This is a genomic window from Cupriavidus sp. Met-2, assembly GCF_049843575.1.
GTDB lineage: Bacteria > Pseudomonadota > Gammaproteobacteria > Burkholderiales > Burkholderiaceae > Cupriavidus > Cupriavidus metallidurans.
Genome location: NZ_JBBHZL010000010.1, coordinates 202,934 through 228,258, shown reverse-complemented (window position 1 = coordinate 228,258; position 25,325 = coordinate 202,934). Strand labels below are relative to the sequence as shown.

General features: G+C 63.1%; 25 protein-coding genes and 1 tRNA gene. 14 read left to right on the top strand and 12 right to left on the bottom strand.

The genetic code is table 11. The features are described from left to right. Positions 1–63 precede the first annotated feature (63 nt). The 4 genes from argJ to WD006_RS21290 are packed head-to-tail and all read left to right on the top strand — an operon-like array spanning position 64 to position 4,754. A complete protein-coding gene (argJ, locus tag WD006_RS21305) occupies positions 64–1,290 on the top strand; it encodes a bifunctional glutamate N-acetyltransferase/amino-acid acetyltransferase ArgJ (protein ID WP_011517611.1) in 1,227 nt (408 codons plus the stop codon). Positions 1,291–1,316: 26 nt separating this feature from the next. Next, positions 1,317–2,228, top strand: a complete 912-nt coding sequence (locus WD006_RS21300) for an ATP-binding protein (protein WP_008650326.1) — start codon at positions 1,317–1,319, stop codon at positions 2,226–2,228. Next, a complete protein-coding gene (locus tag WD006_RS21295; RefSeq protein WP_011517610.1) occupies positions 2,225–2,668 on the top strand; it encodes an NUDIX domain-containing protein in 444 nt (147 codons plus the stop codon). Before WD006_RS21300 ends, WD006_RS21295 begins: the two co-directional genes overlap by 4 nt. A 55-nt stretch (positions 2,669–2,723) precedes the next feature. After that, entirely contained in the window at positions 2,724–4,754 is a 2,031-nt protein-coding gene (locus WD006_RS21290) for an OPT family oligopeptide transporter (protein ID WP_011517609.1), read from the top strand. Between the two features lie 85 nt (positions 4,755–4,839). Here the strand turns inward: WD006_RS21290 and WD006_RS21285 are convergent, their stop codons facing one another. The 8 genes from WD006_RS21285 to ispB all read right to left on the bottom strand — a co-directional run bounded on the left by WD006_RS21285 (position 4,840) and on the right by ispB (position 12,042). After that, positions 4,840–5,031: a DNA gyrase inhibitor YacG gene (locus tag WD006_RS21285; protein WP_011517608.1), complete on the bottom strand. Its 192-nt coding sequence runs from the start codon at positions 5,029–5,031 to the stop codon at positions 4,840–4,842. 8 nt (positions 5,032–5,039) lie between these two features. Beyond that, complete coding sequence (gene zapD, locus WD006_RS21280) at positions 5,040–5,798, bottom strand: cell division protein ZapD (RefSeq protein WP_008650332.1); 759 nt, start codon at positions 5,796–5,798, stop codon at positions 5,040–5,042. A gap of 222 nt (positions 5,799–6,020) precedes the next feature. Beyond that, positions 6,021–6,665, bottom strand: a complete 645-nt coding sequence (coaE, locus tag WD006_RS21275) for a dephospho-CoA kinase (protein ID WP_011517607.1) — start codon at positions 6,663–6,665, stop codon at positions 6,021–6,023. Between the two features lie 70 nt (positions 6,666–6,735). Further along, on the bottom strand, positions 6,736–7,605 hold the full coding sequence (locus tag WD006_RS21270) for a prepilin peptidase (RefSeq protein ID WP_011517606.1): 870 nt from the start codon (positions 7,603–7,605) through the stop codon (positions 6,736–6,738). 18 nt (positions 7,606–7,623) lie between these two features. Then, positions 7,624–8,889: a type II secretion system F family protein gene (locus tag WD006_RS21265; protein WP_011517605.1), complete on the bottom strand. Its 1,266-nt coding sequence runs from the start codon at positions 8,887–8,889 to the stop codon at positions 7,624–7,626. Positions 8,890–8,918: 29 nt separating this feature from the next. Continuing rightward, positions 8,919–10,640, bottom strand: a complete 1,722-nt coding sequence (pilB, locus tag WD006_RS21260) for a type IV-A pilus assembly ATPase PilB (protein WP_011517604.1) — start codon at positions 10,638–10,640, stop codon at positions 8,919–8,921. Positions 10,641–10,931: 291 nt separating this feature from the next. Beyond that, positions 10,932–11,008 (bottom strand) — tRNA-Pro (locus WD006_RS21255). A gap of 104 nt (positions 11,009–11,112) precedes the next feature. Further along, positions 11,113–12,042 carry an octaprenyl diphosphate synthase gene (ispB, locus tag WD006_RS21250; RefSeq protein ID WP_049799754.1) on the bottom strand — a complete coding sequence of 310 codons (930 nt, stop codon included), beginning with the start codon at positions 12,040–12,042 and terminating at the stop codon, positions 11,113–11,115. 153 nt (positions 12,043–12,195) lie between these two features. Between ispB and WD006_RS21245 the strand changes: the two genes are divergently transcribed. The 5 genes from WD006_RS21245 to proB all read left to right on the top strand — a co-directional run bounded on the left by WD006_RS21245 (position 12,196) and on the right by proB (position 15,554). Continuing rightward, a complete protein-coding gene (locus tag WD006_RS21245; RefSeq protein ID WP_155877846.1) occupies positions 12,196–12,336 on the top strand; it encodes a hypothetical protein in 141 nt (46 codons plus the stop codon). A 215-nt stretch (positions 12,337–12,551) separates the two neighbouring features. Then, complete coding sequence (gene rplU, locus WD006_RS21240; RefSeq protein ID WP_008647259.1) at positions 12,552–12,863, top strand: 50S ribosomal protein L21; 312 nt, start codon at positions 12,552–12,554, stop codon at positions 12,861–12,863. A 51-nt stretch (positions 12,864–12,914) separates the two neighbouring features. Further along, positions 12,915–13,175 carry a 50S ribosomal protein L27 gene (gene rpmA / locus WD006_RS21235; RefSeq protein ID WP_008647258.1) on the top strand — a complete coding sequence of 87 codons (261 nt, stop codon included), beginning with the start codon at positions 12,915–12,917 and terminating at the stop codon, positions 13,173–13,175. Between the two features lie 125 nt (positions 13,176–13,300). Continuing rightward, positions 13,301–14,398 (top strand): GTPase ObgE, encoded by a 1,098-nt coding sequence (gene obgE, locus WD006_RS21230; protein WP_425648276.1) that lies wholly within the window; start codon positions 13,301–13,303, stop codon positions 14,396–14,398. 37 nt (positions 14,399–14,435) lie between these two features. Further along, positions 14,436–15,554: a glutamate 5-kinase gene (gene proB, locus WD006_RS21225; protein ID WP_008647250.1), complete on the top strand. Its 1,119-nt coding sequence runs from the start codon at positions 14,436–14,438 to the stop codon at positions 15,552–15,554. A gap of 82 nt (positions 15,555–15,636) precedes the next feature. Here the strand turns inward: proB and WD006_RS21220 are convergent, their stop codons facing one another. Then, positions 15,637–16,242 carry a CNP1-like family protein gene (locus tag WD006_RS21220; protein WP_011517602.1) on the bottom strand — a complete coding sequence of 202 codons (606 nt, stop codon included), beginning with the start codon at positions 16,240–16,242 and terminating at the stop codon, positions 15,637–15,639. Next, the gene (locus tag WD006_RS21215) at positions 16,235–16,960 is read right to left on the bottom strand and encodes an RNA pyrophosphohydrolase (RefSeq protein WP_011517601.1); all 726 of its coding nucleotides are present in this window, start codon (positions 16,958–16,960) and stop codon (positions 16,235–16,237) included. Before WD006_RS21215 ends, WD006_RS21220 begins: the two co-directional genes overlap by 8 nt. 184 nt (positions 16,961–17,144) lie before the next feature. Here WD006_RS21215 and WD006_RS21210 point away from each other — a divergent pair, with 184 nt between their 5' ends. From WD006_RS21210 to WD006_RS21190, 5 genes are all read left to right on the top strand, one after another. Beyond that, on the top strand, positions 17,145–18,866 hold the full coding sequence (locus WD006_RS21210) for a proline--tRNA ligase (RefSeq protein ID WP_029307156.1): 1,722 nt from the start codon (positions 17,145–17,147) through the stop codon (positions 18,864–18,866). A 15-nt stretch (positions 18,867–18,881) separates the two neighbouring features. After that, positions 18,882–19,637: a lytic transglycosylase domain-containing protein gene (locus tag WD006_RS21205; RefSeq protein WP_011517599.1), complete on the top strand. Its 756-nt coding sequence runs from the start codon at positions 18,882–18,884 to the stop codon at positions 19,635–19,637. Between the two features lie 4 nt (positions 19,638–19,641). Next, a complete protein-coding gene (locus WD006_RS21200) occupies positions 19,642–20,523 on the top strand; it encodes a 2OG-Fe(II) oxygenase (protein ID WP_011517598.1) in 882 nt (293 codons plus the stop codon). A 291-nt stretch (positions 20,524–20,814) separates the two neighbouring features. Beyond that, positions 20,815–22,218 carry a trypsin-like serine protease gene (locus WD006_RS21195; protein WP_231138463.1) on the top strand — a complete coding sequence of 468 codons (1,404 nt, stop codon included), beginning with the start codon at positions 20,815–20,817 and terminating at the stop codon, positions 22,216–22,218. Between the two features lie 153 nt (positions 22,219–22,371). Beyond that, on the top strand, positions 22,372–23,010 hold the full coding sequence (locus tag WD006_RS21190) for a LysE family translocator (RefSeq protein WP_011517596.1): 639 nt from the start codon (positions 22,372–22,374) through the stop codon (positions 23,008–23,010). 225 nt (positions 23,011–23,235) lie between these two features. Here WD006_RS21190 and WD006_RS21185 read toward each other — a convergent pair whose 3' ends face one another. After that, a complete protein-coding gene (locus WD006_RS21185) occupies positions 23,236–23,778 on the bottom strand; it encodes a hypoxanthine-guanine phosphoribosyltransferase (RefSeq protein ID WP_011517595.1) in 543 nt (180 codons plus the stop codon). 74 nt (positions 23,779–23,852) lie between these two features. Further along, positions 23,853–25,244 carry a signal recognition particle protein gene (gene ffh / locus WD006_RS21180; protein WP_011517594.1) on the bottom strand — a complete coding sequence of 464 codons (1,392 nt, stop codon included), beginning with the start codon at positions 25,242–25,244 and terminating at the stop codon, positions 23,853–23,855. Positions 25,245–25,325: the final 81 nt, after the last annotated feature.

Genomic DNA, 25,325 nt, shown 5'->3' with positions numbered 1-25,325 from the left:
GCTTGAACCCTGCGTCAAGCGGGCATGTTCGTCAGGTGCATCAGAGAATTTGAGGAAATCACCATGCCAGTGAACCTGCCCCTGCCCCAGGCAGAAAACTTGAAATCCGTCGCCGGCGTCGAGCTCGGCTGGGCCGAAGCCGGTATCCGCAAGGCCAATCGCAAGGACGTGCTCGTGGTCCGCGTGGCCGAAGGCAGCACGGTGGCAGGCGTGTTCACGCAAAACCGGTTCTGCGCGGCGCCCGTGCAGGTTTGCCGTGAGCATCTCGCCGCGGGCGCTGGCATTCGTGCCATCGTGGTGAACACTGGCAATGCCAACGCCGGCACCGGGGAACCGGGTCTGGCCGCCGCGCGCGCCACGTGCGATGCGCTGGCCAAGGCGCTGGCCATCCAGTCGAAACAGGTGCTGCCGTTCTCAACCGGCGTGATTCTGGAACAGCTTCCGGTCGACCGCCTGACCGCGGCACTGCCGACCGCTATCGCCAACGCACGTGCCGATAACTGGCTGGCTGCCGCGGAATCGATCATGACCACCGACACGCAGCCGAAGGCAGCCTCGCGCACGGTGCAGATCGACGGCAAGACCGTGACGCTCTCCGGCATCAGCAAGGGCGCCGGCATGATCCGCCCGAACATGGCGACGATGCTCGGCTTTATCGCCACCGATGCCGCCGTGGCGCAGCCGGTGCTGCAGAAGCTGGTGTCGCACGCCGCCGATCACTCGTTCAACAGCATCACGATCGACGGCGATACGTCGACCAACGACTCGTTCGTGCTGATCGCCTCAGGCAAGGCCGGCGTGACGATCGATCGTGCCGAGGGTGCCGCGTTCGAGGCGCTGCGTGATGCCGTGACGGCGCTGGCTCAGGAACTCGCGCAGGCGATCGTGCGCGATGGCGAAGGCGCCACCAAGCTGATGACGATCCGTGTGGAAGGGGGCAAGAATGTGGCCGAGTGCCGCCAGATCGCCTACGCCGTGGCCCATTCGCCGCTGGTGAAAACGGCGTTCTATGCCTCGGACCCCAACCTCGGCCGTATCCTCGCCGCTATCGGCTACGCCGGCGTCAACGACCTCGACGTCGATCGCGTGAACCTGTGGCTCGATGACGTGTGGGTCGCGCGTGACGGCGGCCGCAACCCCGAGTATCGCGAGGAAGACGGCCAGCGCGTGATGAAGCAGGCGGAGATCACGGTGCGCATCGCGCTGGGCCGCGGCGACGCCGAAGCGACCGTGTGGACCTGCGACCTGTCGCATGACTACGTGTCGATCAACGCCGACTATCGTTCGTAAGTTCGTAATTCTGGAAGACTCGCCCCATGTCTGACCTCGCTGCCCGCCTCGATGGCTTCCTTGCCCGACTTGAACAATGGCTGCCGCCGGAACTGACCGACGCGGACTGGAAGGAGGCGGTAGCGTTCCGCTGGCGCAAGCGCCAGAGCCTGTTCGGCAACATCGGCTATCTGCAGGCGATCCGGCAATTGCCGCCGATCCATCTGGGCGATCTGAAGAACATCGATCGCCAGAAAGACGCGATCGTCGCCAACACCCGCCAGTTCGTGAACCGGCTGCCGGCCAACAACGTGCTGCTGACCGGCGCGCGTGGCACCGGCAAGTCGTCGCTGATCAAGGCTTGCCTGAATGCGTTCGTGAACGACGGGCTGCGCCTGGTGGAAGTAGACAAGGATGATCTGGGCGATCTCGGAGACATCGTCGAGCAGCTTGCGCAGCGCCCCGAGCGCTTCGCGATTTTCTGCGACGACTTGTCGTTCGAGGACGGCGAATCCGGCTACAAGTCGCTCAAGTCGGCGTTGGACGGCTCGGTGGCCGCGCAGTCAGACAACGTGCTGATCTACGCGACGTCGAACCGTCGGCATCTGCTACCCGAGTACATGAAGGACAACGAGACCTACCAGCACACTTCCGATGGCGAAATCCATCCGGGTGAGGTGGTGGAGGAGAAGATCTCGCTGTCCGAGCGCTTTGGCTTGTGGCTGTCGTTCTACCCGCCGAAGCAGGACGAGTACCTGGCCATCGTTGGTCACTGGCTCGGACACTTTGGCTGCACGCCCGCCGATATCGAGGCCGCGCGCGGCGATGCGCTGGTCTGGGCCCTCGAGCGCGGTTCGCGCTCCGGGCGCGTGGCGTGGCAGTTCGCGCGCGACTGGGGCGGCAAGCATGGCAAGCCGTTCGTGGCCGACCCCGCGACTGATTCAGGCAGCAAGGCATGAGCGGTCAGGCGGACACGGTGAAGACCGCCGACGGGCAGACGCGCAAGGTCACGGAAGTGGCGGTTGGCGTGATGATCCAGGCGGACGGCAAGTTTCTGCTGGCGCAGCGTCCGGCGGGCAAGCCGTACGAGGGCTACTGGGAATTTCCGGGCGGCAAGCTCGAGCCCGGCGAATCGGTTGAGGCGGCACTGGCGCGCGAACTGCACGAAGAACTCGGCCTCGACATCGTGAGAAGCGAACACTGGCACACGCTGGAGCATGATTACCCTCATGCCTATGTGCGCCTGTATTTCCGCAAGATCACGGAATGGCGTGGCGATCCGGTCGGGCGGGAGGGCCAGGCATTCTCCTGGCAGACAGCGCCCGTGTCGGTGGGGCCGCTCCTGCCGGCGACGATCCCAGTCGTCGACTGGCTGGCGGAAGAATCCCGCGCAAGCTGAAATCGATGCCCGGCTCTTGCCGGGCAATTTTTTTCGACCACTCACAGGAGGCTCAATGCAACGTGTCGATCGTATCGATGACGCTGTTTCTCTGCCCGAACTGACGCTGCGGGGCATCATCCTCGGCGCCCTGATCACGGTGGTGTTCACCGCCTCCAATATCTACCTCGGCCTCAAGGTCGGCCTGACGTTTTCCTCGGCGATCCCTGCTGCCGTGATCTCGATGGCCGTGCTGCGACTGTTTCCGGGCGCGAACATCCTCGAGAACAACATGGTGCAGACGCAGGCGTCCGCTGCTGGCACGCTGTCGTCGATCATCTTCATCCTGCCGGGTCTGGTCATGCTGGGACACTGGCAGGGGTTCCCGTTCTGGCAGACGCTGGCGATCTGCGCAGCGGGTGGCATGCTCGGGGTGATCTTTAGCATCCCGCTGCGCCACGCGATGGTGGTGCACAGCGATCTGCCGTATCCGGAAGGGGTGGCCGCCGCCGAGATCCTGCGAGTGGGGAGCGCGAGCCAGGATAAGGGCAACGGAAAACAGGAGACCGGGCTTGGTGACCTCGTTGCAGGTGGCGTTGCTGCGGGCCTGTTCAGCATTGCCGCAGGTGGCTTCCGGGTTCTGGCAGAAGGGGCCAATGCCTGGCTGGCCGTTGGCGCATCCGTGGTGCGCCTCTCGATGGGTTTCTCACTCGCGCTGGTGGGCGCCGGCTATCTGGTCGGCATCGTCGGCGGGTTGGCTATGTTGCTGGGCCTGTTCCTGACCTGGGGCATCGCGGTGCCGTGGCTGACTGCTATCACACCGATGCCGGCGGGGGCCACGCTGTCCAGCTTCGGTACCGCAGTGTGGAGCACGCAAGCGCGCTTCATCGGCGCGGGCACGATCGGTATCGCGGCGATCTGGACGCTCGGCACGCTGTTCAAGCCGATGGTGGAAGGCGTACGTGCATCGATGGGTGCCCTCCGTGCCGGCGCGCCGGGAGAGGGTGGCGCGGTGCCGCGCACGCAACGCGACTTGCCGATGGCCTGGATCGGCGTCCTCACGCTGGTCCTGCTGGTGGTGCTGGCAGTGACGTTTGGATACTTCCTGGCCCCGGCACCGCTCGATACCGGTGCCACCTGGCGTCTGGTTGGCTGTGCCGTGCTGTTCGCCTTCGTGTTCGGCTTCCTGGTGGCTGCCGCATGTGGCTATATGGCTGGTCTGGTGGGGTCGTCAGCCAGCCCGATCTCGGGCATCGGCATCATCGCTGTGATCCTGGTGTCGCTGCTGATTCTTGGCATCGGCACGCTGGACGGCCTGCTCGACACGTCCGAGGGCGGCAAATACGCGATTGCGCTGGCGATCTTCACGACCTCGGCCGTCGTGGCGGTGGCCTCGATCTCGAATGACAACCTGCAGGATCTCAAGACTGGCTGGCTGGTTGGCGCCACGCCGTGGCGCCAACAGGTGGCGCTGCTGATCGGCTGCGCGGTGGGTGCTGCCGTGATTCCGCCGGTGCTCGAACTGCTCTATCACGCGTACGGCTTTGCCGGCGCCTTGCCTCGGGCCGACATGGACCCGAATTCGGCGCTGGCTGCGCCGCAGGCCACGTTGATGACCGCGATCGCTACGGGCATCTTCACGCACAAGCTCAACTGGACAATGATCCTGATTGGCGTGGCGCTGGGTGTTGTGCTGATCGCGATTGACGAAGTGCTGCGCCATCGCGGTGGCGTGGCGCGGCTGCCCGTACTGGCAGTGGGCATCGGCATCTACCTGCCGCCGACGATCAGTTCAGCGCTGGTGGTGGGCGCGGTGTTGTCGTGGTGGTTGCTGCGCACGGAGCGCAAGCGCGCCGAGGCGCGTGGCGACGATGTGCCCACGGTGCTGGCCCATGCTGAGCGGCGCGGGACGCTGCTTGCTTCGGGCCTGATCGTGGGTGAAAGCCTGGTCGGCGTTGCGCTGGCCGCGGTGATCGGCCTCTCGGGCAAGGAGGCGCCGCTGGCACTGGTGGGCGAGGGGTTTGGCACTACGGCGCAGTGGCTGGGACTGGCCGTGTTCGTGCTGGTCTGCGTGGGATTCTGCCGTCGGGTGCTGGCTGCACGTTAGCCCGGCCGGCCGTAGCGCTCGGCAATATCGCGGCTATCGCAGGTTCCCCTCTTTCGCCTGGCGTGAGAGGGGAGCAGCGATCCGATCAGTCTTCGGCGTCTTCCGGCAGGTCCGGCGACGGTGTCTCGCCCGGCTTGCCACCGAACACATACTTCTCGGACGCCCAGGCGCCCAGGTCGATCTGCTTGCAGCGTTCCGAGCAGAACGGACGGAACTTGTTATCCGGCACCCAGGCAACTTCCTTGCCGCAGGTGGGGCATTTGACGACGGCTGGCATCGGAGACTTCAGAAATTACAGAGCTTCAGCAGGAAGGGGATATCGGCATCCACCGATCGGGGCCGCATGTCGCCATCCTGCTGCGTGAACCGTACCCAGAGCATGTACTTGTTGGCGCTCATCTCGGGGATGAAGGCCAGCAGCGATTCGTCCAGGTACACCTGCATGAGCTGGTAGCTGCGGCCAGACAGCATCTGCTGATAGCTGCCACCGGTCGCAATGACTTTGCCGCTCTGGCCGGACTCGCGCAGCAGGCGCAGCACGATGCCAGCGCCCATGCGCAGCGAGGCTAGTGGGCGTGCCCATTTGAGGATGTCGGCGCGGCGATCATCGGCGTCGCGATGCTGCCAGGCGTAGTACGCCGGCAGATCGAACTCGCAAGTGCCACCGGGGATGATCGCGCGGCTGCGGATGCTGGTCAGCCATTCATTGTCGGCCAGCAACTGGCCGGCCTTGCCGACGGTCTGGCTGAGCGCTGCAATGCCTTGCTCGATTTCGGTGATCACCGCGACCAGCGCATCCTGATCAATCTGCGGATTGGAGCGCAGCGGCGCCAGGGCCTGGCGCTGGCGCTCGAGTTCCTTGATCAGGTCGGTCTTGAGGTCGGCACGTCCCGCCACGTCGATGATCTCGAAAATCGTGGTGATGGCGACGTGATGCTGAAGCGGATGTTCCTGCCCGAGGAAATAATCCAGCCGATCGAACAGGTCCTCCAGGCGCAGGAGTGTCCTGATGCGTTCGTTGAAAGGATATTCGTACAGGATCAAGTCGGTGTCCGTGCTGCGCGCCGGTTGGCGGTTGTTTCAGTCGGGAAGGCGCTCTGGCGCTGTCCGTGCCGCTTTCGCCCATGCAAAGACAACTCGCGCCTGGGTGGAGTTCCTGGCCGGAACTCGTCACACCGCGCATATTTGCCGGCATGTTTCAGCGCATTCTATGCGAGTCAGGGCCCGAGGACAAATCGAATCTGCCCCTATCGGGCATGGGGGATGTCACGGATGCGCCGCGTTTTCGGATGTGTTTCCAGATGTATCCGAAAGCGAGCGATATAGCGCATCGAGCTTCGCGACTTGCGCGTTCAGCGCTTCGGGTGGCCCGTCGTTGTCGATCAGGTCGTCGGCCACGGCCATGCGTTCGGCGCGTGTGGCCTGTCGTCGCATGATCGCCAGTACCTGATCGCGCGTGAATCCATTGCGGGCCATCACACGGGCGATCTGGGTTTCCTCCTGGCAGTCGACCACAAGCACGCGGCCGACTCGCGCGCGCCAGGTACTCGATTCGACGAGCAGCGGTACCACGTAGATCAGATACGGGTTGTGGCCCGCTTCGCGGATGGCGGTGGCCCGCGCTTCGGTGACCTGGCGAATCAGCGGATGGGTGATGCCCTCGAGGCGGGTCTTGGCCGATGGGTCGGAGAAGACAAGTGCCCGCATCGCGTCGCGATCCATCGCACCATCCTGGCGCAGGCATCCGGGGCCGAATGCCGCGACGAGCGGTGCGATGGCTGGGCCGCCCGGCGCGGTGATCTCGTGGGCGATGAGGTCGGTATCGATCAACGCGGCGCCGCGCGCGGCGAACATGTCCGCAACGCGGGTCTTGCCGGAGCCGATGCCGCCGGTCAGTCCGATTTCCAGCATGGAGCAGGGTGTCAGTCAGTCGTGAATGTCGCCAACGATACCAGCTTTGCGTGCAGCCGCCGGTTGTCGGCTAGTGTCCGGCCACCAGCGTCAGCGGTAATACGTCTGCGCCAAAGAACAGCACGATCAGCCCGGCACCGACGATGTACGGGCCAAACGGGAAGGTCGTGTCACTACTCTTGCGGCGGAAGACCAGCATCGCGCCGCCAAGCACGGCACCGACCACCGACGACATCAGGATCAGCGCGGGCAGTGCCTGCCAGCCGAACCATGCGCCAAGCGCCGCCATCAACTTGAAATCGCCGTGGCCCATGCCCTCGCGGCCCCGCACGAGCTTGTAGAGCCAGTAGACGCTCCACAGCAGCAGGTAGCCCGCCGCAGCGCCGATGACGGCATCCGCCAGCGGCGCGAACAAGCCCTGCAGGTTCAGCAGCAGGCCCAGCCATAGCAGCGGCAGCGTGATCTGGTCTGGCAGAAGCTGGGTGTCGGCATCGATCATGAACAACGCGACCAGCGACCAGGTCATCACGATCGCGGCCAGCGCCTGCGCCGTCGGACCGAAGTGCCACATCGCCAGGGCGCTGAGCGCCGCCGTGATCAGCTCGACGAGCGGATAGCGGATGCCGATCGGCGTCTTGCAGGCCTTGCAGCGGCCACGCAGGAACAGGTAGCTGATGACGGGGATGTTCTCCCAGGGGGCGATCTGGTGGCCGCACTTCGGGCACGCGGATCGCGGCACCATCAGGTTATAGCGCTCGGGGTGCGGCAACGGTTCGCCACGGATTTCCGCGATGTAGTTGGCCTCGTCGTACTCCATCATCTTCGGCAGACGATGGATCACCACGTTGAGGAAACTGCCGACCATCAGGCCAACCACCCCTGCCGCGACAATAAGGAAAGCTGGCGGCAACGCCGCCAGCGATGACAGGACAGCTTGCATGCGTTACATCACCCGGCGTTACACCACTTGGCCCAGCTTGAAGATCGGCAGATACATGGCGACGACCATGCCGCCGATCAGCACGCCAAGCACCACGATGATCAGCGGCTCGATCAGGCTCGAGATGGCGGCCACGGCGTCGTCGACCTCGCGCTCGTAGAATTCGGCAACCTTGAGCAACATGCTGTCCAGCGCGCCCGATTCCTCACCGATCTGGGTCATCTGCAGCACCATGTTGTCGAACACGTGGGTGGCCTGCATGGCGTTGGTCAGGCTGGTACCGATACGCACAGACTGCTCGATTTCGCGCGTGGCGTCGTAGTAGATCCAGTTGCCGGCGGCGCCTGCCACCGATTCCATCGATTCCACCAGCGGCGTGCCTGCCGCAAACATCGTGGCCAGCGTGCGCGTCCAGCGCGCGACCACCGCCTTGCGGAACAGGCTGCCGAAAATCGGCAGCTTGAGCAGAACCTTGTCGTGCCAGCGCTGCACCTTCTCCGATTTCTTGCGGGCGCGGAAATAGCCGATGATCGAGAAGACTGGCGCGCCGATGACGAGATACCAGTACTGCACGAAAAAGTCGGAGATGTTGATCACGACCATCGTGGGCGCTGGCAGCGAGGCGCCAAAGCTCGAGAACACGCCCTTGAAGGCCGGGATCACGAACAGCATCAGGATCACCGTCACGGCAAAGGCCACGGTCAGCACGGCGATCGGGTAGATCATCGCGGACTTGATCTGGCCCTTCAGCGCGATGCTTTTCTCCATATAGAGAGACAGCCGCTCGAGCAGCGCATCGAGAATACCGCCTTGTTCGCCAGCGTCAATCAGGTTGCAGTAGAGCGTATCGAAGTACTGCGGATGCCGGCGGAACGCCGTGGCCATGCTGCTACCCGATTCAATGTCCGAGCGGATGACAGTGAGCAGCTGGGTGAAGTTCGGGTTGGCGTGGCCGCGCGCGATGATGTCGATCGACTGCAGCAGCGGCACACCCGCCTTGAGCATGGTCGAGAGCTGGCGCGTGAAGTAGGCGATGTCCTTCTCGGTAATCTTCTTGCCGCGCGCGCCCTTGCGCTTCTTCATCTTGACGACGGTCAGCCCCTGCTTGCGCAGCGAGGCGGTGACCTCGGACTGGCTCTCGGCGCGTTGTTCGCCCTTGAACGACTTGCCTTTTCGGTCCTTGGCTTCCCACTCGAAGATGTACTGCGTGGGTGCCTTCCGCCCTGATTTTGCCCGAGACGGCGCTGCCGTCCGAGCGCCCGCCGCTGGTGCGCGCGTCGCCATGATTTGACCCCTGAGACTTGTTCTTTGTTTTACGTGTTCGTGGTCGCCAGCACTTCTTCGAGTGACGTGACGCCCTGTTTGACCTTGAGCAGGCCAGCTTCCCGCAACGATAGCACGCCTTCCTTGCGCGCCTGTTCAGCAATCTGCAATGCCGTGCCGTGCGACAGGATGATCTGTTGAATGGTTTCGGTAATCGGCATGACCTGGTAGATACCGCATCGCCCCTTGTAGCCACTACCGCTGCATCGGTCGCAGCCCACCGGGTGATAGGGCTTCCATGTGCCGTCGAGGTCTGACTCCTGGAAGCCTGCATCGATCAGCACCTGCGGTGCCAGGTCGCCCTCGCGCTTGCAGGTGCAAAGCCGGCGCGCCAGGCGCTGCGCGGTGATCAGCAGGACCGACGAGGCGATGTTGAACGGTGCCACGCCCATATTCATCAGGCGTGTCAGCGTGGTCGGCGCGTCGTTCGTGTGCAGCGTGGACAGCACCAGGTGACCGGTCTGCGCGGCCTTGATGGAGATGTCGGCCGTCTCGAGGTCACGAATTTCGCCGACCATGATCACGTCGGGATCCTGGCGCAGGAACGATTTCAGCGCGGCGGCGAAGGTCAGGCCGGCCTTGTCGTTCACGTTGACCTGGTTGATGCCGGGCAACTGGATTTCGGCCGGATCCTCGGCGGTCGAGATATTGATGTCGCCCTGGTTCAGCATGTTCAGGAACGTATAGAGCGACACAGTCTTGCCGCTGCCGGTCGGGCCAGTCACCAGCACCATCCCGTACGGCCGCTTGATCACTTCCTGCAGCAGTGCCTTCTGCTGCGGCTCATAGCCGAGTTGGTCGATGTCGAGCTTGTCGCTCGACGAATCGAGAATCCGCATCACGATCTTTTCGCCGAACAACGTGGGCAGCGTGGAGACGCGGAAGTCGATCGCCTTGTCGACGGTCTCCTTGCCGTCCTTGTCTTTCGGCATGGAGATCAGTAGCTTCATCCGGCCGTCCTGCGGCACACGCTTTTCCGAGATGTCCAGGCGCGATAGCACCTTGATACGCGTGGCGATCTTGTCGCGGATATCGAGCGGTGGCCGCGCGACTTCCTGCAGCACGCCGTCCACGCGGAAGCGAATGCGGTAGAAGAACTCGAATGGTTCGAAGTGAAGGTCCGACGCGCCGCGATGGAAGGCTTCCGTCAGCAGCTTCTGCAGGAAGCGCACTACCGGCGCGTCGTCGATGTCGTTGGCGCCGGGGACCTTGCGCGCGCTCGCGGCGGCCACCGGGTCATACTCGATCATCTTCTGCGCCGTGGGCGTCGGCAGGGCGTTCTTGAGCGTGCCAAGTGCCTCGCCGGCAGATCGGACATGCTTCATCAGCTTGTCGTGTTCGACGACGACTGTTTCCACTGGCAGGCTGAACTTCTGGCGGATCACGTCGACGCCGGCCTGGTTGGCCGGATCGGACATCGCCACGATCAGGCGGTTTTCCCGACGGCCCAGCGGCAGGAGCCGGTGCGCATGGAACTCGCGGTTGCCCGAGAGTGCCGACGGCACGCGGCTGAGGTTGTATTCGGAGAGGTCGAGCAGCGGGAGCTGGTACTTGTCGGCGGCGAACACGGCGACGTCATGGGCGGACATCGTGCCGCTGCCAATGATCTCGTCGATCAGCTGCGTCTTCTTTTCCCGGGCCGATTGCTCCAACTGGGCAAGCAGAGCCGGCGCGATCCGCCGGCTCTGGGCAAGCGCGAGGCCTAGTGTCATGGCGAAATACTGTGCAAGGTGCGCGCGTTCGGGCTGGTGAACGGCGGCGCGGTTGACTGCGGCGGGATCGGCGGGGGCATGTGTCCCGGACCGGGGCAGTTTGCCGCTGGGGTCACTTTTTGTAAAGCTCGGTTGCGCGCGCGTTGGCGTTTGTACGACAGCGGCGCAACCCTACTTGCGCAGGGCGGGGGAATCGACGCGAAAAAGGGTGCAGTGGAGGGTGCTGTGGCCGGGGTAGACCACAAAGCAAAAAGCCGGATCCACATGCGAGGATCCGGCTTTTTTGAAATCTGGTCGGGGTGAGAGGATTCGAACCTCCGGCCTCTACGTCCCGAACGTAGCGCTCTACCAGGCTAAGCTACACCCCGATTTCTGGTTTGCCGCAGCAACTTGCGTTGTCAGCAGCAAAGAACAAAAGTTTAGCAGCGTTTCTTTCGGATGGGAAGAGGGGGCGAGAAGATTTGCGCCGCCCTCAGCTTTGCCGTTGCAGCGAGAACGCGCACAGGTCGATCAGCGTCTGCTTGAGCGGCGAGTCCGGGAACTGCATGGCGGCCTTTTCCGCGGCCTCTGCTTCACGCTGGGCGGCTGCGAACGTCACATCGAGCGCGCCGCTGGCGTGGATTGCCGAGAACACGGCATCGAAATGCTCGGTGCCGCCTTGCACGATGGCGTCGCGCGCCAGTTCGCGCTGCTGGGCTGTGCCATGTTCGAGCAGGTGCAGCAGCGGCAGCGTCGGCTTGCCTTCGCGCAGGTCGTCGCCCGCGTTCTTGCCCATCTGCTCGGCGCTGGCCGTGTAGTCGAGCATGTCGTCGATCAGCTGGAACGCGGTGCCAATCCGGCGGCCGTACTCCGCTGCCGCTTCTTCCATCTCCGCGTCAGCGCCGGCGAGCACCGCGCCCAGTTGGGCCGATGCCTCGAACAGCTTGGCGGTCTTGTAGCGGATGACCTGCAGGTAGCGCTCCACCGTGACTTCGGGGTCGTGCATGTTCAGCAGTTGCAGCACTTCGCCTTCGGCGATCACGTTGGTGGCGTTGGAGAGGATCTCCATGATGCGCATGCTGCCGGCTTCCACCATCATCTGGAAGGCGCGCGAATAGAGGAAGTCGCCCACCAGGACGCTGGCGGCGTTGCCGAACACCGCATTGGCGGTATCGCGGCCCCGGCGCAGTTCCGACTCGTCGACCACGTCGTCATGCAGGAGCGTGGCGGTGTGGATGAACTCGACCACCGCGGCCAGTTCGTGGTGGCGATGGCCTTCGTAGTCGAACGCGCGTGCGGAAAGCAGCAGGATGACGGGGCGCAGACGTTTGCCGCCCGCCCCGATGATGTACTCGCCGATCTGTTCGATCAGCGGCACCTCCGACGACAGGCGCCGGCGGATGACTGCGTCAACGGCGCGCATGTCGGCAGCGACCGGGGCAAGCAGGGCAGTAGCGGAAGACTGGGACAAGATGAATCACCGTTGCGCAAAACCCGAGGATTATATGCGATGCGGGTGTGCGTTTGGCTGTTGTGGGTAGCAAGCTGGAAGGGATTGTCAGGACGGGATGTTGCCGTGGCGCAATTTTCTGCGTGGTCACGCTTCTATAATCCGGCCATGAACAAGTCACGCGAATCCCGTCGTCCCGTCCGTCGCACCGCCTGGTGGGTGGCTTTTGCGGCATTGGCCGGGTACCTGCTGGCCGACCTGACCTGATCGTCCGGACGCTGGAAGTGCCGCGATCGTCTCAGGTGACGCGCTGGCAGGCTATCTCATTGTTTTCTTTGCAGTTTTCTCGCGGCTGATTTATAATCACCGGTTCTTTCGGTCGCGTTTGTCACGCGCACCGTCTGCGGCGCACGAAACGGCGCCGGTTCCGGGGCTCCCGGAGCAGCATTCAACGTTTCAACTCAACATCGAGAGGTTCGACAATGTACGCGGTCGTAAAAACCGGCGGCAAGCAATACAAGGTTGCTGCTGGCGAAAAACTGAAAGTAGAACAGATACCGGCTGACATTGGCGCAGAAATCACGCTGGACCAGGTGCTCGCAGTGGGCGCTGGCGACCAAATCAAATTTGGTACGCCGCTGGTGAGCGGGGCTTCCGTCAAGGCTACCGTTATCGCCCAGGGTCGTCACGACAAGGTGAAGATCTTCAAGATGCGCCGTCGCAAGCACTACCAGAAGCGTCAGGGCCATCGTCAGAATTACACCGAACTGCGCATCGAAGCCATCGTTGCCTGAGCATCAGCTCGGACACAGGCTTAATCGCAATAGGTCAACAGGAGTAAAGACATGGCACAGAAAAAAGGCGGCGGTTCTACGCGGAACGGCCGTGATTCGGAATCGAAGCGTCTGGGCGTGAAGGTGTTCGGTGGCCAGGCCATCAACGCCGGCGGCATCATCGTTCGTCAACGCGGCACGCGCGTGCACGCTGGCGAGAACGTGGGTATCGGCAAGGACCACACCCTGTTCGCGCTGGTGGACGGCCACGTGCAGTTCGCCGTCAAGGGCGCTGCCAAGAAGCAGCAAGTCAGCGTCGTTCCGGCGGCCTGATACAGCCTTTGCAGCACGAAGGCCCCGCAGTGACTGCGGGGCTTTTTTGTTTTCTGCCAAGATAAAATGGCGCTGACCCGTCGAGGGCCGGCGGCGACAAGCCCGAACCACCACGGAAAACCAACATGAAGTTCATTGACGAAGCCCGTATCGAAGCGATCGCCGGCAATGGCGGCAACGGAAGCGCTTCGTTTCGGCGCGAGAAATTTGTGCCCTTCGGTGGCCCCGATGGCGGTGACGGCGGCCGTGGCGGCAGCGTGTTCGCACAGGCCGACCGCAACATCAATACGCTGATCGACTTTCGCTACGCCAAGAAGCACGTGGCGCGGAACGGCGAAAACGGCCGGGGCTCGGATTGCTACGGCGCGGCGGGTGAAGATGTCACGTTGCGGATGCCGGTGGGCACGCTGATCTCCGACATGGACACCGGCGAAGTCATTGCCGACCTGACCGAGCACGGCCAGCTGGTCTGTCTGGCCGAAGGCGGCATGGGCGGCTGGGGCAACCTCCACTTCAAGTCGAGTACCAACCGCGCGCCGCGCCAGCAGGTCGACGGCAAGCCGGGCGAGCGCCGCATGCTCAAGCTCGAACTGAAGGTGCTGGCGGACGTCGGTCTGCTCGGCATGCCCAACGCGGGCAAGTCGACGTTTATCTCGCACGTGTCGAATGCACGTCCGAAGGTGGCCGACTATCCGTTCACGACGCTCCATCCGAACCTCGGCGTGGTCCGTGTGGACCATGAGCAGTCGTTCGTCGTGGCGGACATTCCGGGCCTGATCGAAGGCGCCGCCGAAGGCGCCGGTCTCGGACATCAGTTCCTGCGCCACCTGCAACGTACCGGGCTGCTGCTGCATATCGTCGACATCGCACCGTTCGACGAGAATGTCGATCCCGTTGCCGAGGCCAAGGCCATCGTCAACGAACTGAAGAAATACGACGAGACGCTGTACGACAAGCCGCGCTGGCTGGTGCTGAACAAGCTCGACGTGGTTCCGGAAGAGGAACGTGCCGCGCGCGTGAAGGATTTCGTCAAGCGCTACAAGTGGAAGGGGCCGGTGTTCCATATCTCGGCCCTGACCGGCGAGGGCTGCCGCGAGCTGGTCTACGCGATCAAGGACCATTTCGCCGCGCTCAAGGCAGAGGAAGCTGCCGCGCTGGCCGAGCCCGATATCCGCCTCGACGACCGCCTGCATAACGTCGATCGAGACGACAGCAAAGCGTAACGCACTACAACAAGGCACCACGGAGACAGGACCCGCCATGCAATCGGTCATCGCCCAGGCAAAACGCATTGTCGTCAAAGTAGGTTCGAGTCTGGTTACCAACGACGGCAAGGGGCTCGACCACGATGCCATCGCGCGCTGGGCAGCTCAGATCGCCAAGCTGCGTGGCACGGGCAAGGAAGTCGTGCTGGTTAGCTCAGGCGCGATTGCCGAAGGGATGCAGCGACTGGGCTGGGCGCGCCGGCCGAAGGAAATCCACGAACTGCAGGCCGCTGCCGCGGTGGGCCAGATGGGCTTGGCGCAGGTCTACGAAAGCCAGTTCGGCCGATATGGCATCCGCACCGCGCAGGTGCTGCTGACGCACGCTGACCTGGCCGATCGCGAGCGCTATCTGAATGCCCGTTCCACGCTGCTGACGCTGCTGTCCCTCGGCGTGGTGCCGATCATCAACGAGAACGACACGGTCGTCACCGACGAAATCAAGTTCGGCGACAACGATACGCTCGGCGCGCTGGTGACGAATTTGATCGAAGGCGACGCATTGGTGATCTTGACCGACCAGCGTGGGCTCTACACCGCTGATCCGCGCAAGGACCCGAATGCCGAGTTCGTCCATGAAGCGCTGGCTGGCACGCCCGAACTCGAGGCCATGGCCGGTGGCGCGGGCTCGTCTATTGGCCGAGGCGGCATGCTGACCAAGATCCTGGCGGCCAAGCGGGCGGCGAAGTCTGGTGCTCATACGACGATCGCCTCGGGTCGCGAGGCCGATGTGCTGGGCAGGCTGGCTGCCGGCGAGGCCATCGGCACGCAACTGCTGGCGCCGACCGGTCGTCTGACGGCGCGCAAGCAGTGGATGGCGGATCACCTGCAGTTGCGCGGCCGCGTGATCATCGACGCGGGCGCTGTAGAGAAGCTCACCAGCGGTGGCAAGTCGCTGCTGCCGATTGGCGTAGTGGAAGTGCAGGGCGAGTTCGCCCGTGGCGAGGTCATTGCGTGCGCCAGCCCGGAGGGGAAGGAAGTGGCGCGCGGCATCACCAACTATTCGAGCGCCGAAGCCCGTCTGATCGCACGCAAGCCGTCATCGGAGATCGAGTCGGTGCTGGGCCATCTGAACGAGCCCGAGTTGATCCATCGCGACAACCTTGTGCTGGTCTGAGCGTGAAACAGTTACCCACGAACCCATGAAAAACGGCGGGGCCCGCAAAGGCCCCGCCGTTTTTTTATGCTCGGACTACCGTTCAGCGGCTGGGCGCGTACGCCTTCAGGTCGCGGATCAGCTTGTCCGCCTTGCCCGCCACGGTGCGACCTTCGCAGAAGTAGTCCGTCGCCAGCGTGGCAGAGTAGGCATTGCGCACACCCGTTTCCATGCGGCGCCACATGTCGCGGTCCTCTCCCCGGTTGGGCACCCACTCGGTGGCGCCCTTGGGCAAGGTGGCGTAGAGCCTGCGCTCGAACGCATCGCAACGGATGCCTTCGTAGGTCACGTTGCGCCCGCCACCACTGCTCGTGATAACAACCGTGAATCGGACCACGTTGTCGTCGCCCACGGAGATCGACTTGGGGTCTACCGCGAAGCGGAATGAACTGCCGCCGTTCACCGAGAACGGGATCAGATCTTCGTCACGCGGCAGAGCGGGCAGCGTGGTCGCCCCTTCCTTGAATGGCTTGTCCGCGAACGGGTTGAGCCAGGAACTGGCCGGTTGGCCGTCGCCAGTCGGGGTGTCGGCCGCCTGTTCCTCGTCCTTGGGCAGGCCCTTGTCGGTGGTCTTGCAGGCCGACAGCGCCAGGCAGACTGCTGTCAGCAACAGGCCGGCGCGAATGTGCCGGCCGCTGAAACTAATCATCGGAACTCCGTTGAGTGGATGCCGGACTGGCCGGCGAAACGGGCGCGGTCGCGAGATCGCTATGTGCCGCTTCCTGCACGGTCGCCTGAATGGTAACCGATGCCGTGACCGAGACGCTCACCTCGGTTACGGTGGTCTCCTCAAGCGGCACGGGCCTCGGTGGCCGTCCCTGGTCGCCATGCCGGCCAGGGCCTCCGTGGTGGCCATGGTTACCATGGTTGCCGTAGGGGCTCAGCGGCACGCGTCCACGGTTCAGGAAGCGCGATAGCTCGGTCAGCGCCATCTGGTAGACGTCGCGCTTGAACTCGATGACGGCATCCAGCGGCACCCAATAATGGCTCCAACGCCAGGCGTCGAACTCAGGATGATCGGTCGCGCGCAGGTGGATGTCGCAATCGCGGCAGACCATGCGCAGCAGGAACCAGATCTGTTTCTGGCCCCTGTAGTGGCCGCGGATCTCGCGGCGGATGAACTTGTCCGGCACCTCATAACGCAACCAGTCACGCGTGCGACCGACGATCCTGACATGCTCCGGAAGCAGGCCGACCTCTTCGTGCAGTTCGCGGAACATGGCCTGTTCCGGCGTTTCGCCGTACTTGATGCCACCTTGCGGAAACTGCCAGGAGTGTTCGCCGATTCGCTTGCCCCAGAATACCTCGTTGCGTGCGTTGATGAGGATGATGCCGACGTTCGGGCGAAAGCCTTCACGATCGAGCATGACTGCACCTCGAATCCTTTAGAATTACGACGATTATAAAGGATGCGCGCGGGTCGGCCTGATGGCGGGAGTGCTGGTTTTCCCCGACCGGAAGGGCAGTTTCCGGCGCGTCCGGCCCAATGGATGCCGCATCGCGGCGCGGTCGGGATGCCTGATGGCGCCCGGCCTTACGAGAAAGCAACGGATGAAAGCCTCGCAATTCTTCATTTCCACCCTCAAGGAAGCCCCCGCCGACGCGGAAATCGTGTCGCATAAACTGATGATGCGGGCCGGCATGATCAAGAAGCTCGGCGCCGGCATCTATAACTACATGCCGGTGGGCCTGCGTGTGATCCGCAAGGTCGAGAACATTGTTCGCGAGGAAATGAACCGTGCTGGCGCCGTGGAGCTGTCGATGCCGGTGATCCAGCCTGCCGAACTCTGGCAGGAGACTGGCCGCTGGGACAAGATGGGGCCCGAGCTGTTGCGTCTGAAGGATCGGCACGAGCGCGATTTCGCGGTGCAGCCCACTTCCGAGGAAGTGGTCACGGACATCGCCCGGACCGAAATCCGCAGCTACAAGCAACTACCGGTCAACTTCTACCAGATCCAGACCAAGTTCCGCGACGAGCGCCGTCCGCGCTTCGGCATCATGCGTGGCCGCGAGTTCACGATGAAGGACGCCTATTCGTTCGACCGTGACATCGACGGCCTGAAGGCGTCGTACCAGAACATGTACGACGCGTATGTGCGCATCTTCCAGCGCTTTGGCCTGGAATTCCGCGCCGTGGCGGCCGACAACGGCGCCATCGGCGGTTCGGGCTCGCACGAGTTCCACGTGATCGCCGATACCGGCGAGGACGCCATCGTTTACTGTCCGACGTCCGACTACGCCGCCAATATGGAAGCGGCCGAGGCGCTGCCGCTGCTGGCAACGCGTGCCGCGCCGGCCGAGGAATTGAAGAAAACTTCGACGCCCGAGAAGGCCAAGTGCGAGCACGTCGCCGAATTCCTGGGCATCCCGCTGGAACGCACGGTCAAGTCGATCGTGCTGGCCACCGACAGCGACGCCGGGGCCCAGATCTGGCTGCTGCTGATCCGTGGCGATCACGAACTGAACGAGGTGAAGGCGTCGAAGGTGCCGGGCCTGGCTGACTTCCGCTTTGCGACTGAGACCGAAATCGTCGATACCTTCGGCTCGCCCCCGGGCTACCTCGGTCCGATCGGTCCGAAGAAGCCGGTCAAGGTGGTGGCGGATCGTACCGTCGCCAACATGAGCGACTTCTGCTGTGGTGCCAACGATCGCGACTACCACTACACCGGTGTGAACTGGGGCCGCGACCTGCCGGAACCGGCTGTGGCGGACCTTCGCAACGTGGTGGCCGGCGACGCCTCGCCGGACGGCAAGGGCACGCTTGACATCTGCCGTGGCATCGAAGTGGGCCACGTGTTCATGCTCGGCACGCGCTATTCGGAGTCGATGAACGCCACGTTCCTGGACGAGAACGGCAAGACGCAGCCGATGCAGATGGGTTGCTACGGCATCGGCGTGACGCGGATTCTGGGCGCCGCCATCGAGCAGAACTATGACGAGCGAGGCATCATCTGGCCGGCGGCGATCGCCCCGTTCGCGGTGGTGGTGTGCCCGGTTGGCTACGATCGCAACGAGGCCGTCAAGGCCGAGGCCGATCGCATCCACGCCGAGCTGCTGGCTGCGGGCGTCGACGTGATTCTGGACGACCGTGGCGAGCGCCCGGGCGTGATGTTTGCCGACTGGGAACTGATTGGCGTGCCGCACCGTGTGGTGGTGGGTGACCGTGGCCTCAAGGAAGGCAAAGTCGAGTACCAGGGCCGCCGTGACGCCCAGGCCACCCCGGTGGCGGTGGCGGATGTGGTTGCGCACGTGCGCGGCCAGCTGGCTGCCTGATCCGCATCCTCGATCATGCGCATCCCCGACCTGCCGACGCGCAACCGCTGGTCCGCCTGGGCTGGCGGTTTGCTGTGCGCGACGCTGATTGCGAACGCCCATGCCGGCGCGCAGAAGGAGGAGGCGCTTGCCGACTCCGTGCGCGGGGCATTGGCGGCCGCGATCGCCGACAACAGGCCGGTGCGTCCGGCCTTCGCGTCCGGGTCGGAGCGCCTTGGCTACCTGAAATGGCTCGGCGAGATGTCGCGCCGGCTGGAAGCCCGGATTCCCGAGCCGCAGGTACGCGTCGAGCTGATCGAAACCGTCTACTACGAATCCAAGCGCGCCGGCCTGGAGCCGTCGCTAGTGCTTGGGCTCGTGCAGGTGGAAAGCAACTTCCGCAAATATGCGATCAGTTCGGCCGATGCGCGCGGACTGATGCAGGTGATGCCGTTCTGGGTGCGCAGCATCGGTGATGGCGACACGCGCAAGCTGTTCCATCTGCAGAGCAACCTGCGCTATGGCTGCACGATCCTGCGTCATTATCTCGATCGCGAGAACGGTGACCTGTTCCTGGCGCTGGGTCGCTACAACGGCAGCCGCGGGCGCCCCGAGTATCCAAACGCGGTGCTGGCGGCATGGAAGCGCTGGCAGTATTCCGAGGCGACCGTGACCATCGCGGGGGATCCGGATCCCGCCGCGGTCACCCCGGCACCCGTGCGACGCGCGGTGCCGCCGGAGTCGCCCGCCCGCAATCCGTTCTCGCCGCAACGTCTTGCCAATCCGTCATGAAGTCATGAAGCGCGATTCCCGCGCGGGGTACTGTGCGTCTTCGCCCGAGTTGGAGCACTGGCTGACACGCCATATCGCGCAAGGCTTCGATGCCGAGTCGCTGGTGCTGTCGATGCTGCGCTCCGGCTACGACGCCGCGTTCGCACGCCATGCTGTCAGCGCTGCAATAGGGCATCCTCCGGCCGTTGCCAGTGCGGCAGCGCCCGCGCCCGTAGCGAAGGCCGCTGCAACGCCAACGGTCACCGGTGGCAATGCCTTCCGCCACAAGGATCGCGAGATGCCGATCCTGTTCAGGCTGGACTCGCCGCGCATCCTGTTGCTGCAGAACCTGCTCGATGACGCCGAATGCGATGCCGTCGTGGCGCTGGCGCGCGACCGCCTGCAGCGCTCTCCCGTGGTCAATCCGGACACTGGCGACGAGAACCTGATCGATGCGCGTACCAGCATGGGCGCGATGTTCCAGGTTGGCGAACATGCGCTGCTGCAACGCATCGAGGCGCGTATCGCGGCCGTGACCGGCTGGCCCGTCGAGCACGGCGAAGGCTTTCAGGTCCTCAACTACAAGCCCGGCGGCGAGTATCAGCCGCATTTCGATTTCTTCAATCCCAAGCGTCCCGGCGAAGCGCGCCAGTTGCGCGTGGGCGGGCAGCGCGTTGCCACGATGGTGATCTACCTGAACAGTCCGGCCTCTGGTGGTGCCACGGCATTCCCGCGCATCGGCCTCGAGGTGGCGCCGGTGAAGGGCAATGCGGTCCTGTTCAGCTACGGCCTGCCCGATGGCGCGCTCGACGAGCGCACCTTGCACGCGGGATTGCCGGTGGAGGCGGGCGAAAAATGGATCGCTACTAAATGGCTGCGCGAGCATCCATACCGCAGCAGGGGCTGAACTTGCATTCGTGCGGTAGCTGAATTACCCGCCTTTGCGTGCTCATGATTTTCCTATAATTCGTAGAATTGCCAGATATATCTGATCGATGATTATTGATCTGGCTTCATGTTTTAAATAAATCACTCTCATAAAATCGCAAGACCCGCTTTGGGTGACAACCATGTGGTAACTATTTTGGATTTATTTCGATAAATCAAAAAATGGTTCGCCTAATGGCGTGATCGCCTATGGTATGGGTTTGTCAATCATATTGTTGCGAAAGGTCGATTTATGAGGGTGATATTACCATTGGTCGCATTGATGCTGTCATCGGCGGTTAATGCCGTGGTTATTGATGAAGATACTTTCAAGCGAAATGGCGGCGATATGAGAAATGTCGGCGCATCCATTCGAACCGCTAACGAAAAACTACAGAAGCACAGTACTGCAAAGCCCTGGCTGTCCGTTGGGCAACTCAATGGATGCACGGCAACCTGGCTCGGCAACAAGAATGGTTGGGCCCATATCCTGACAGCCGCACATTGTGTTCCCTATTCGGCAACGGAAACGCCAGTACGATTAACGTTCAGCGCCTGGGATGGCAGCGTTATGGCCTCCGGACTGGGGATCGTCTATGTGCCCAAGGAGCGTGTCAATGTTCCTGCCAACATGGGCGGGGCTTCGACGGATGTCGCCATCGTAAGGCTGCCGCTGGTCAATCCGCTGAAAGACAAGGCGGGGATTCCGGTAGAAAGGCCGATTCTAAACGACAGGGAGGACGAGAAAGGCAAGGCTGTCATGTTTGTCGGCTATGGAGTCTGGGGTGTAGGGCTGAACCAAGGCTATGGGCCGGAAAGCGGCACCAGGAGACTGTACGGCCGCAGCAAGATCACTTCGATCTTCGAGAGTGACTACGGCATCGGCGCAAGCTATAAACCGCTTGGTCCTTCAGCCAACTGGGCCCGTGTCGCGGCTGGTGATAGCGGTTCGGCATGGTGGCAGATCAAGGATACGAAGCCCGTGATCGTTGCCACCACTAATGGCGGTCACGCGAGAGCCTCGACAGGCGCCCGCATCTCAAAATATGCCAACTGGATTCGCTCGATTTACCCGGACGCCCGCTTTCTCTCGGAGAGCCGTCCGCAGGGCTGCATCATCAGCCTGAGGAACGGTGCAAAGTACTGCCTCGAGGCTGGGCAAAAATCGGACTACAGTCTGCCCGCCTGGATTTACGCGCACGATGTCTATGTGCAGGCGGATAGTGGAGTGTCGGTCGTGCTGTCTGACTGGGATAACCTTTCCTATCACCGGCTGGCGGAGTTTGTCGGTACGGTGGAAAACGACAAACTGCGTGGCGTCAAGGCCAACAACGGAGAGACGCTGGATTTCTCAAAGCCACGATCGATGGAAGTCAAGCACAGCACCCGCCCTCTGGGCTGCATCGTCAGTCTGGTCTCGGTCGACAAATACTGTCTTCCGGCAGGCGAGCGCTCCGCGTATTCGCTGCCCGCCTGGATCTATGCGCACGATGTTGTTGTCCAGGCGGACGCTGGCATCGGCGTCATGCTGTCTGACTGGGATAACCTGTCCTATAACCGATTGGCAGTTTTCAGTGACGTCGTTGAGAATGAAAATATGAAGAGGGTGCAAGCTTACGACGGACAGACACTGGACTTTTCAAAGCCGCGTTCAATGCGGGTGGTCCAGCAATAATAATTAGGCTGACGGCTGCCCCGTATAGCCGGTTCGTCAACTGTCATGGTGACGAGGTCGGTCAGTACCGGTCCTTTCTTGGCAAAGTGTGCCGGTACTGTATTGATGAGTCTGCCTAGACTGGGTGTACTCGGCAATTCCTGATGTACATCCATGACTTTTCCAGCCTTTCTTCCCAATGTGGCTGCCGGCTCCGGCGTGCTGCTGGCCTTCTGCGCATTTGCGCTGGTCTCGTCCATCACCCCCGGCCCCAACAATACGATGGTGCTCGCGTCCGGCGTCAACTTTGGCATTGCGCGCACCGTGCCGCACCTGCTCGGCATCAGCATCGGCTTCTCGGTCATGGTGGCGCTGGTCGGCCTGGGGCTGGGTTCGATTTTCACGGCCTGGCCGTGGATGTGGGACCTGCTGCGCGTGGTGGCCACGGCCTATCTGGTGTGGCTGGCGTGGAAGCTGGCGACGGCTGGCGGCGTGCAGGACCGTGAGGTGGCTCGGCCGATGAGCTTCCTGCGCGCGGCCGCATTCCAGTGGGTGAATCCGAAGGCGTGGGTGATGGCAGTGGGGGCGTGCAGCACCTATGTGCTCGACGCCAACATCTGGGTCAATGCCATGGCAATGGCTTGCCTGTTTGCGGTGATCAACCTGCCCAGCGTGGCCACGTGGGCGGTGTTCGGTGCCGCGCTGCGCAGCCTGCTGGCACGGCCGCGCGTGTTGCGCGTGTTCAATGTGACGATGGCCCTGATGCTGCTGGCCTCGCTGCTGCCAATTCTCGGCGCCCACCCACACGGGTAGTCACCAACAAAACGATTCTATTCTGGCGTCGTAGCGCGGCCCTGGTCAGTCCACTTGTACTGTCTGCGTCTGCGGCCGCGCCCTTGCAGGGCGCGCATATGCTCGCAGGCTCATGCCGTTCCGCAGGCGGCTCGAACACGAGCCGAAACCCCTGCTTCACCCTAGACAGAACCGCTTCACTTTACTTTGTCGGCGGCTAGCAATCGCCGAGGCACGCCCTAAGAATCAAACCAACGCGCGGATCGCGCCCAGGTTACGCCAGTAGCCCTTCACGTCCATGCCGCAACCAAAGACGTAGCGGTCGGGTACCTGGAAGCCACAGAAGTCCGGGTGCATCGGCTTGATCTTGGTCAGCGTCTTTTCGCACAGTACGGCAGCGTGGCATTCCTTGGCGCCCATGTCCATGATGCGCTGGCGGATGGCAGCCATCGTCTCGCCTTCGTCGAGGATGTCGTCGAGCACCAGCACCACGCGGCCTTTGACCGATTCGCGCGGCGCCACGCGCCATTGCATCTCGCCGCCAACCGTCTTGTTGTTGTAGCGCGAGAGGTGGATGTAGTCGAACTCCAGCGGGAACTGCAGCTTGGGCAGCAACATGCCGGTGAAGACGACGGCGCCGCCCATCACGGACAGCACCAGCGGAAACGCGTCGCCCATCTTTTCCGTGATGTCGTGGGCCATGCGGTCCAGCGAGTTCTGGACTTCCTCGGCGCTGACGATTTCCTCGGAGTCGAGCCAGAGTTCGCGGGCCTGTTCAGCGGTCATCATGATCGTTGTCCTGTTCTTGTCTTGCTTGTCTTGCCTGTCTTGCGGGGGGCAGGTGGATGGTGTCTTGCCGCAGGTCAGCGGTTGAACAGGCCCTTCATGCCACCCTTCATCGCGCCCATCTGGCGCATCATCTTCATCATGCCGCCGCCCTTGAGCTTCTTCATCATGCCCTGCATCTGGTCGAACTGATTGAGCAGGCGGTTCACTTCCTGCACCGGCACGCCGGCGCCAGCGGCGATGCGGCGCTTGCGGCTAGCCTTGATCAGATCGGGTTTGGCGCGCTCGGCCGGCGTCATGCTGTTGATGATGCCCTCCATGCGGCGCACCTGCTTTTCTGCCTGGTCCATGTTCGCGCCTTGCGCCTGCGCGGCGAACTGGGCCGGCAGCTTGTCGACCAGGCTGCCCAGGCCGCCCATCTTCTTCATCTGGCCGATCTGCGCCTTGAAGTCCTCGAGGTCGAAGCCCCCGGTCTTCTTGATCTTCTTGGCCAGCTTCTCGGCGGCTTCCATGTCCACGCCGCGCTGGGCTTCCTCTACCAGTGCGAGGATGTCGCCCATGCCCAGAATCCGCTGAGCCATGCGGTCGGCATAGAACGGCTCCAGGCCATCGAGCTTTTCGCCCACGCCGACGAACTTGATCGGACGCCCGGTGATGTGACGCACGGACAACGCCGCGCCACCGCGCGCGTCACCGTCAAGCTTGGTCAGAACCACGCCCGTCAGCGGCAGCGCGTCATTGAACGCCTTGGCCGTGTTGACCGCATCCTGGCCGAGCATCGCATCGACCACGAACAGGGTTTCGGCGGGCTTCAGTTCGGCGTGCAGCGCGGCGATCTCTTGCATCATCGCCTCGTCGATACCCAGTCGGCCAGCCGTATCGACGATCAGCACATCGTGATAGTGCTTGCGCGCCCAGTCGAGCGCGGCACGCGCGATCTCCACCGGCTTCTGGTCGGGCTGGGACGGGAAAAAGTCGACGCCAACCTGCTCGGACACAGTCTTGAGCTGGGCGATAGCGGCGGGGCGGTACACGTCACAAGAGACCGTCAGGACCTTCTTTTTCTTGTTTTCCTTCAGCCACTTGGCCAGCTTGCCCGAAGTGGTGGTCTTGCCGGCGCCTTGCAGGCCGGCCATCAGGATGACCGCCGGCGGCTGGACGTTCAGGTTCAGTTCGTTGGACTTCTGGTCGGCAACGGCTTCATCGCCGCCGATGACCGCCGTCAGCTCGCGCTGCACCACGCCCACCAGGGCCTGGCCCGGTGTCAGGCTGGTGACGACGTCCTCGCCAAGGGCCTTTTCCTTGACGCGGGCAATGAATTCGCGCACGACCGGCAGTGCCACGTCGGCTTCGAGCATGGCAAGGCGCACTTCGCGCAGCATCTCGGCGGTATTGGCCTCGGTCAGTCGGGCCTCGCCGCGCATGGTCTTGACGACCCGCGCCAGGCGTTGAGTGAGGTTATCCAGCATGGCAGGAAGAGGGAGGAAAGTCGGCTTGAGTGCGGGGCGCAGGTGGTGCCGTGGCAGCATTGTGGCGGGAATCCACCAGCG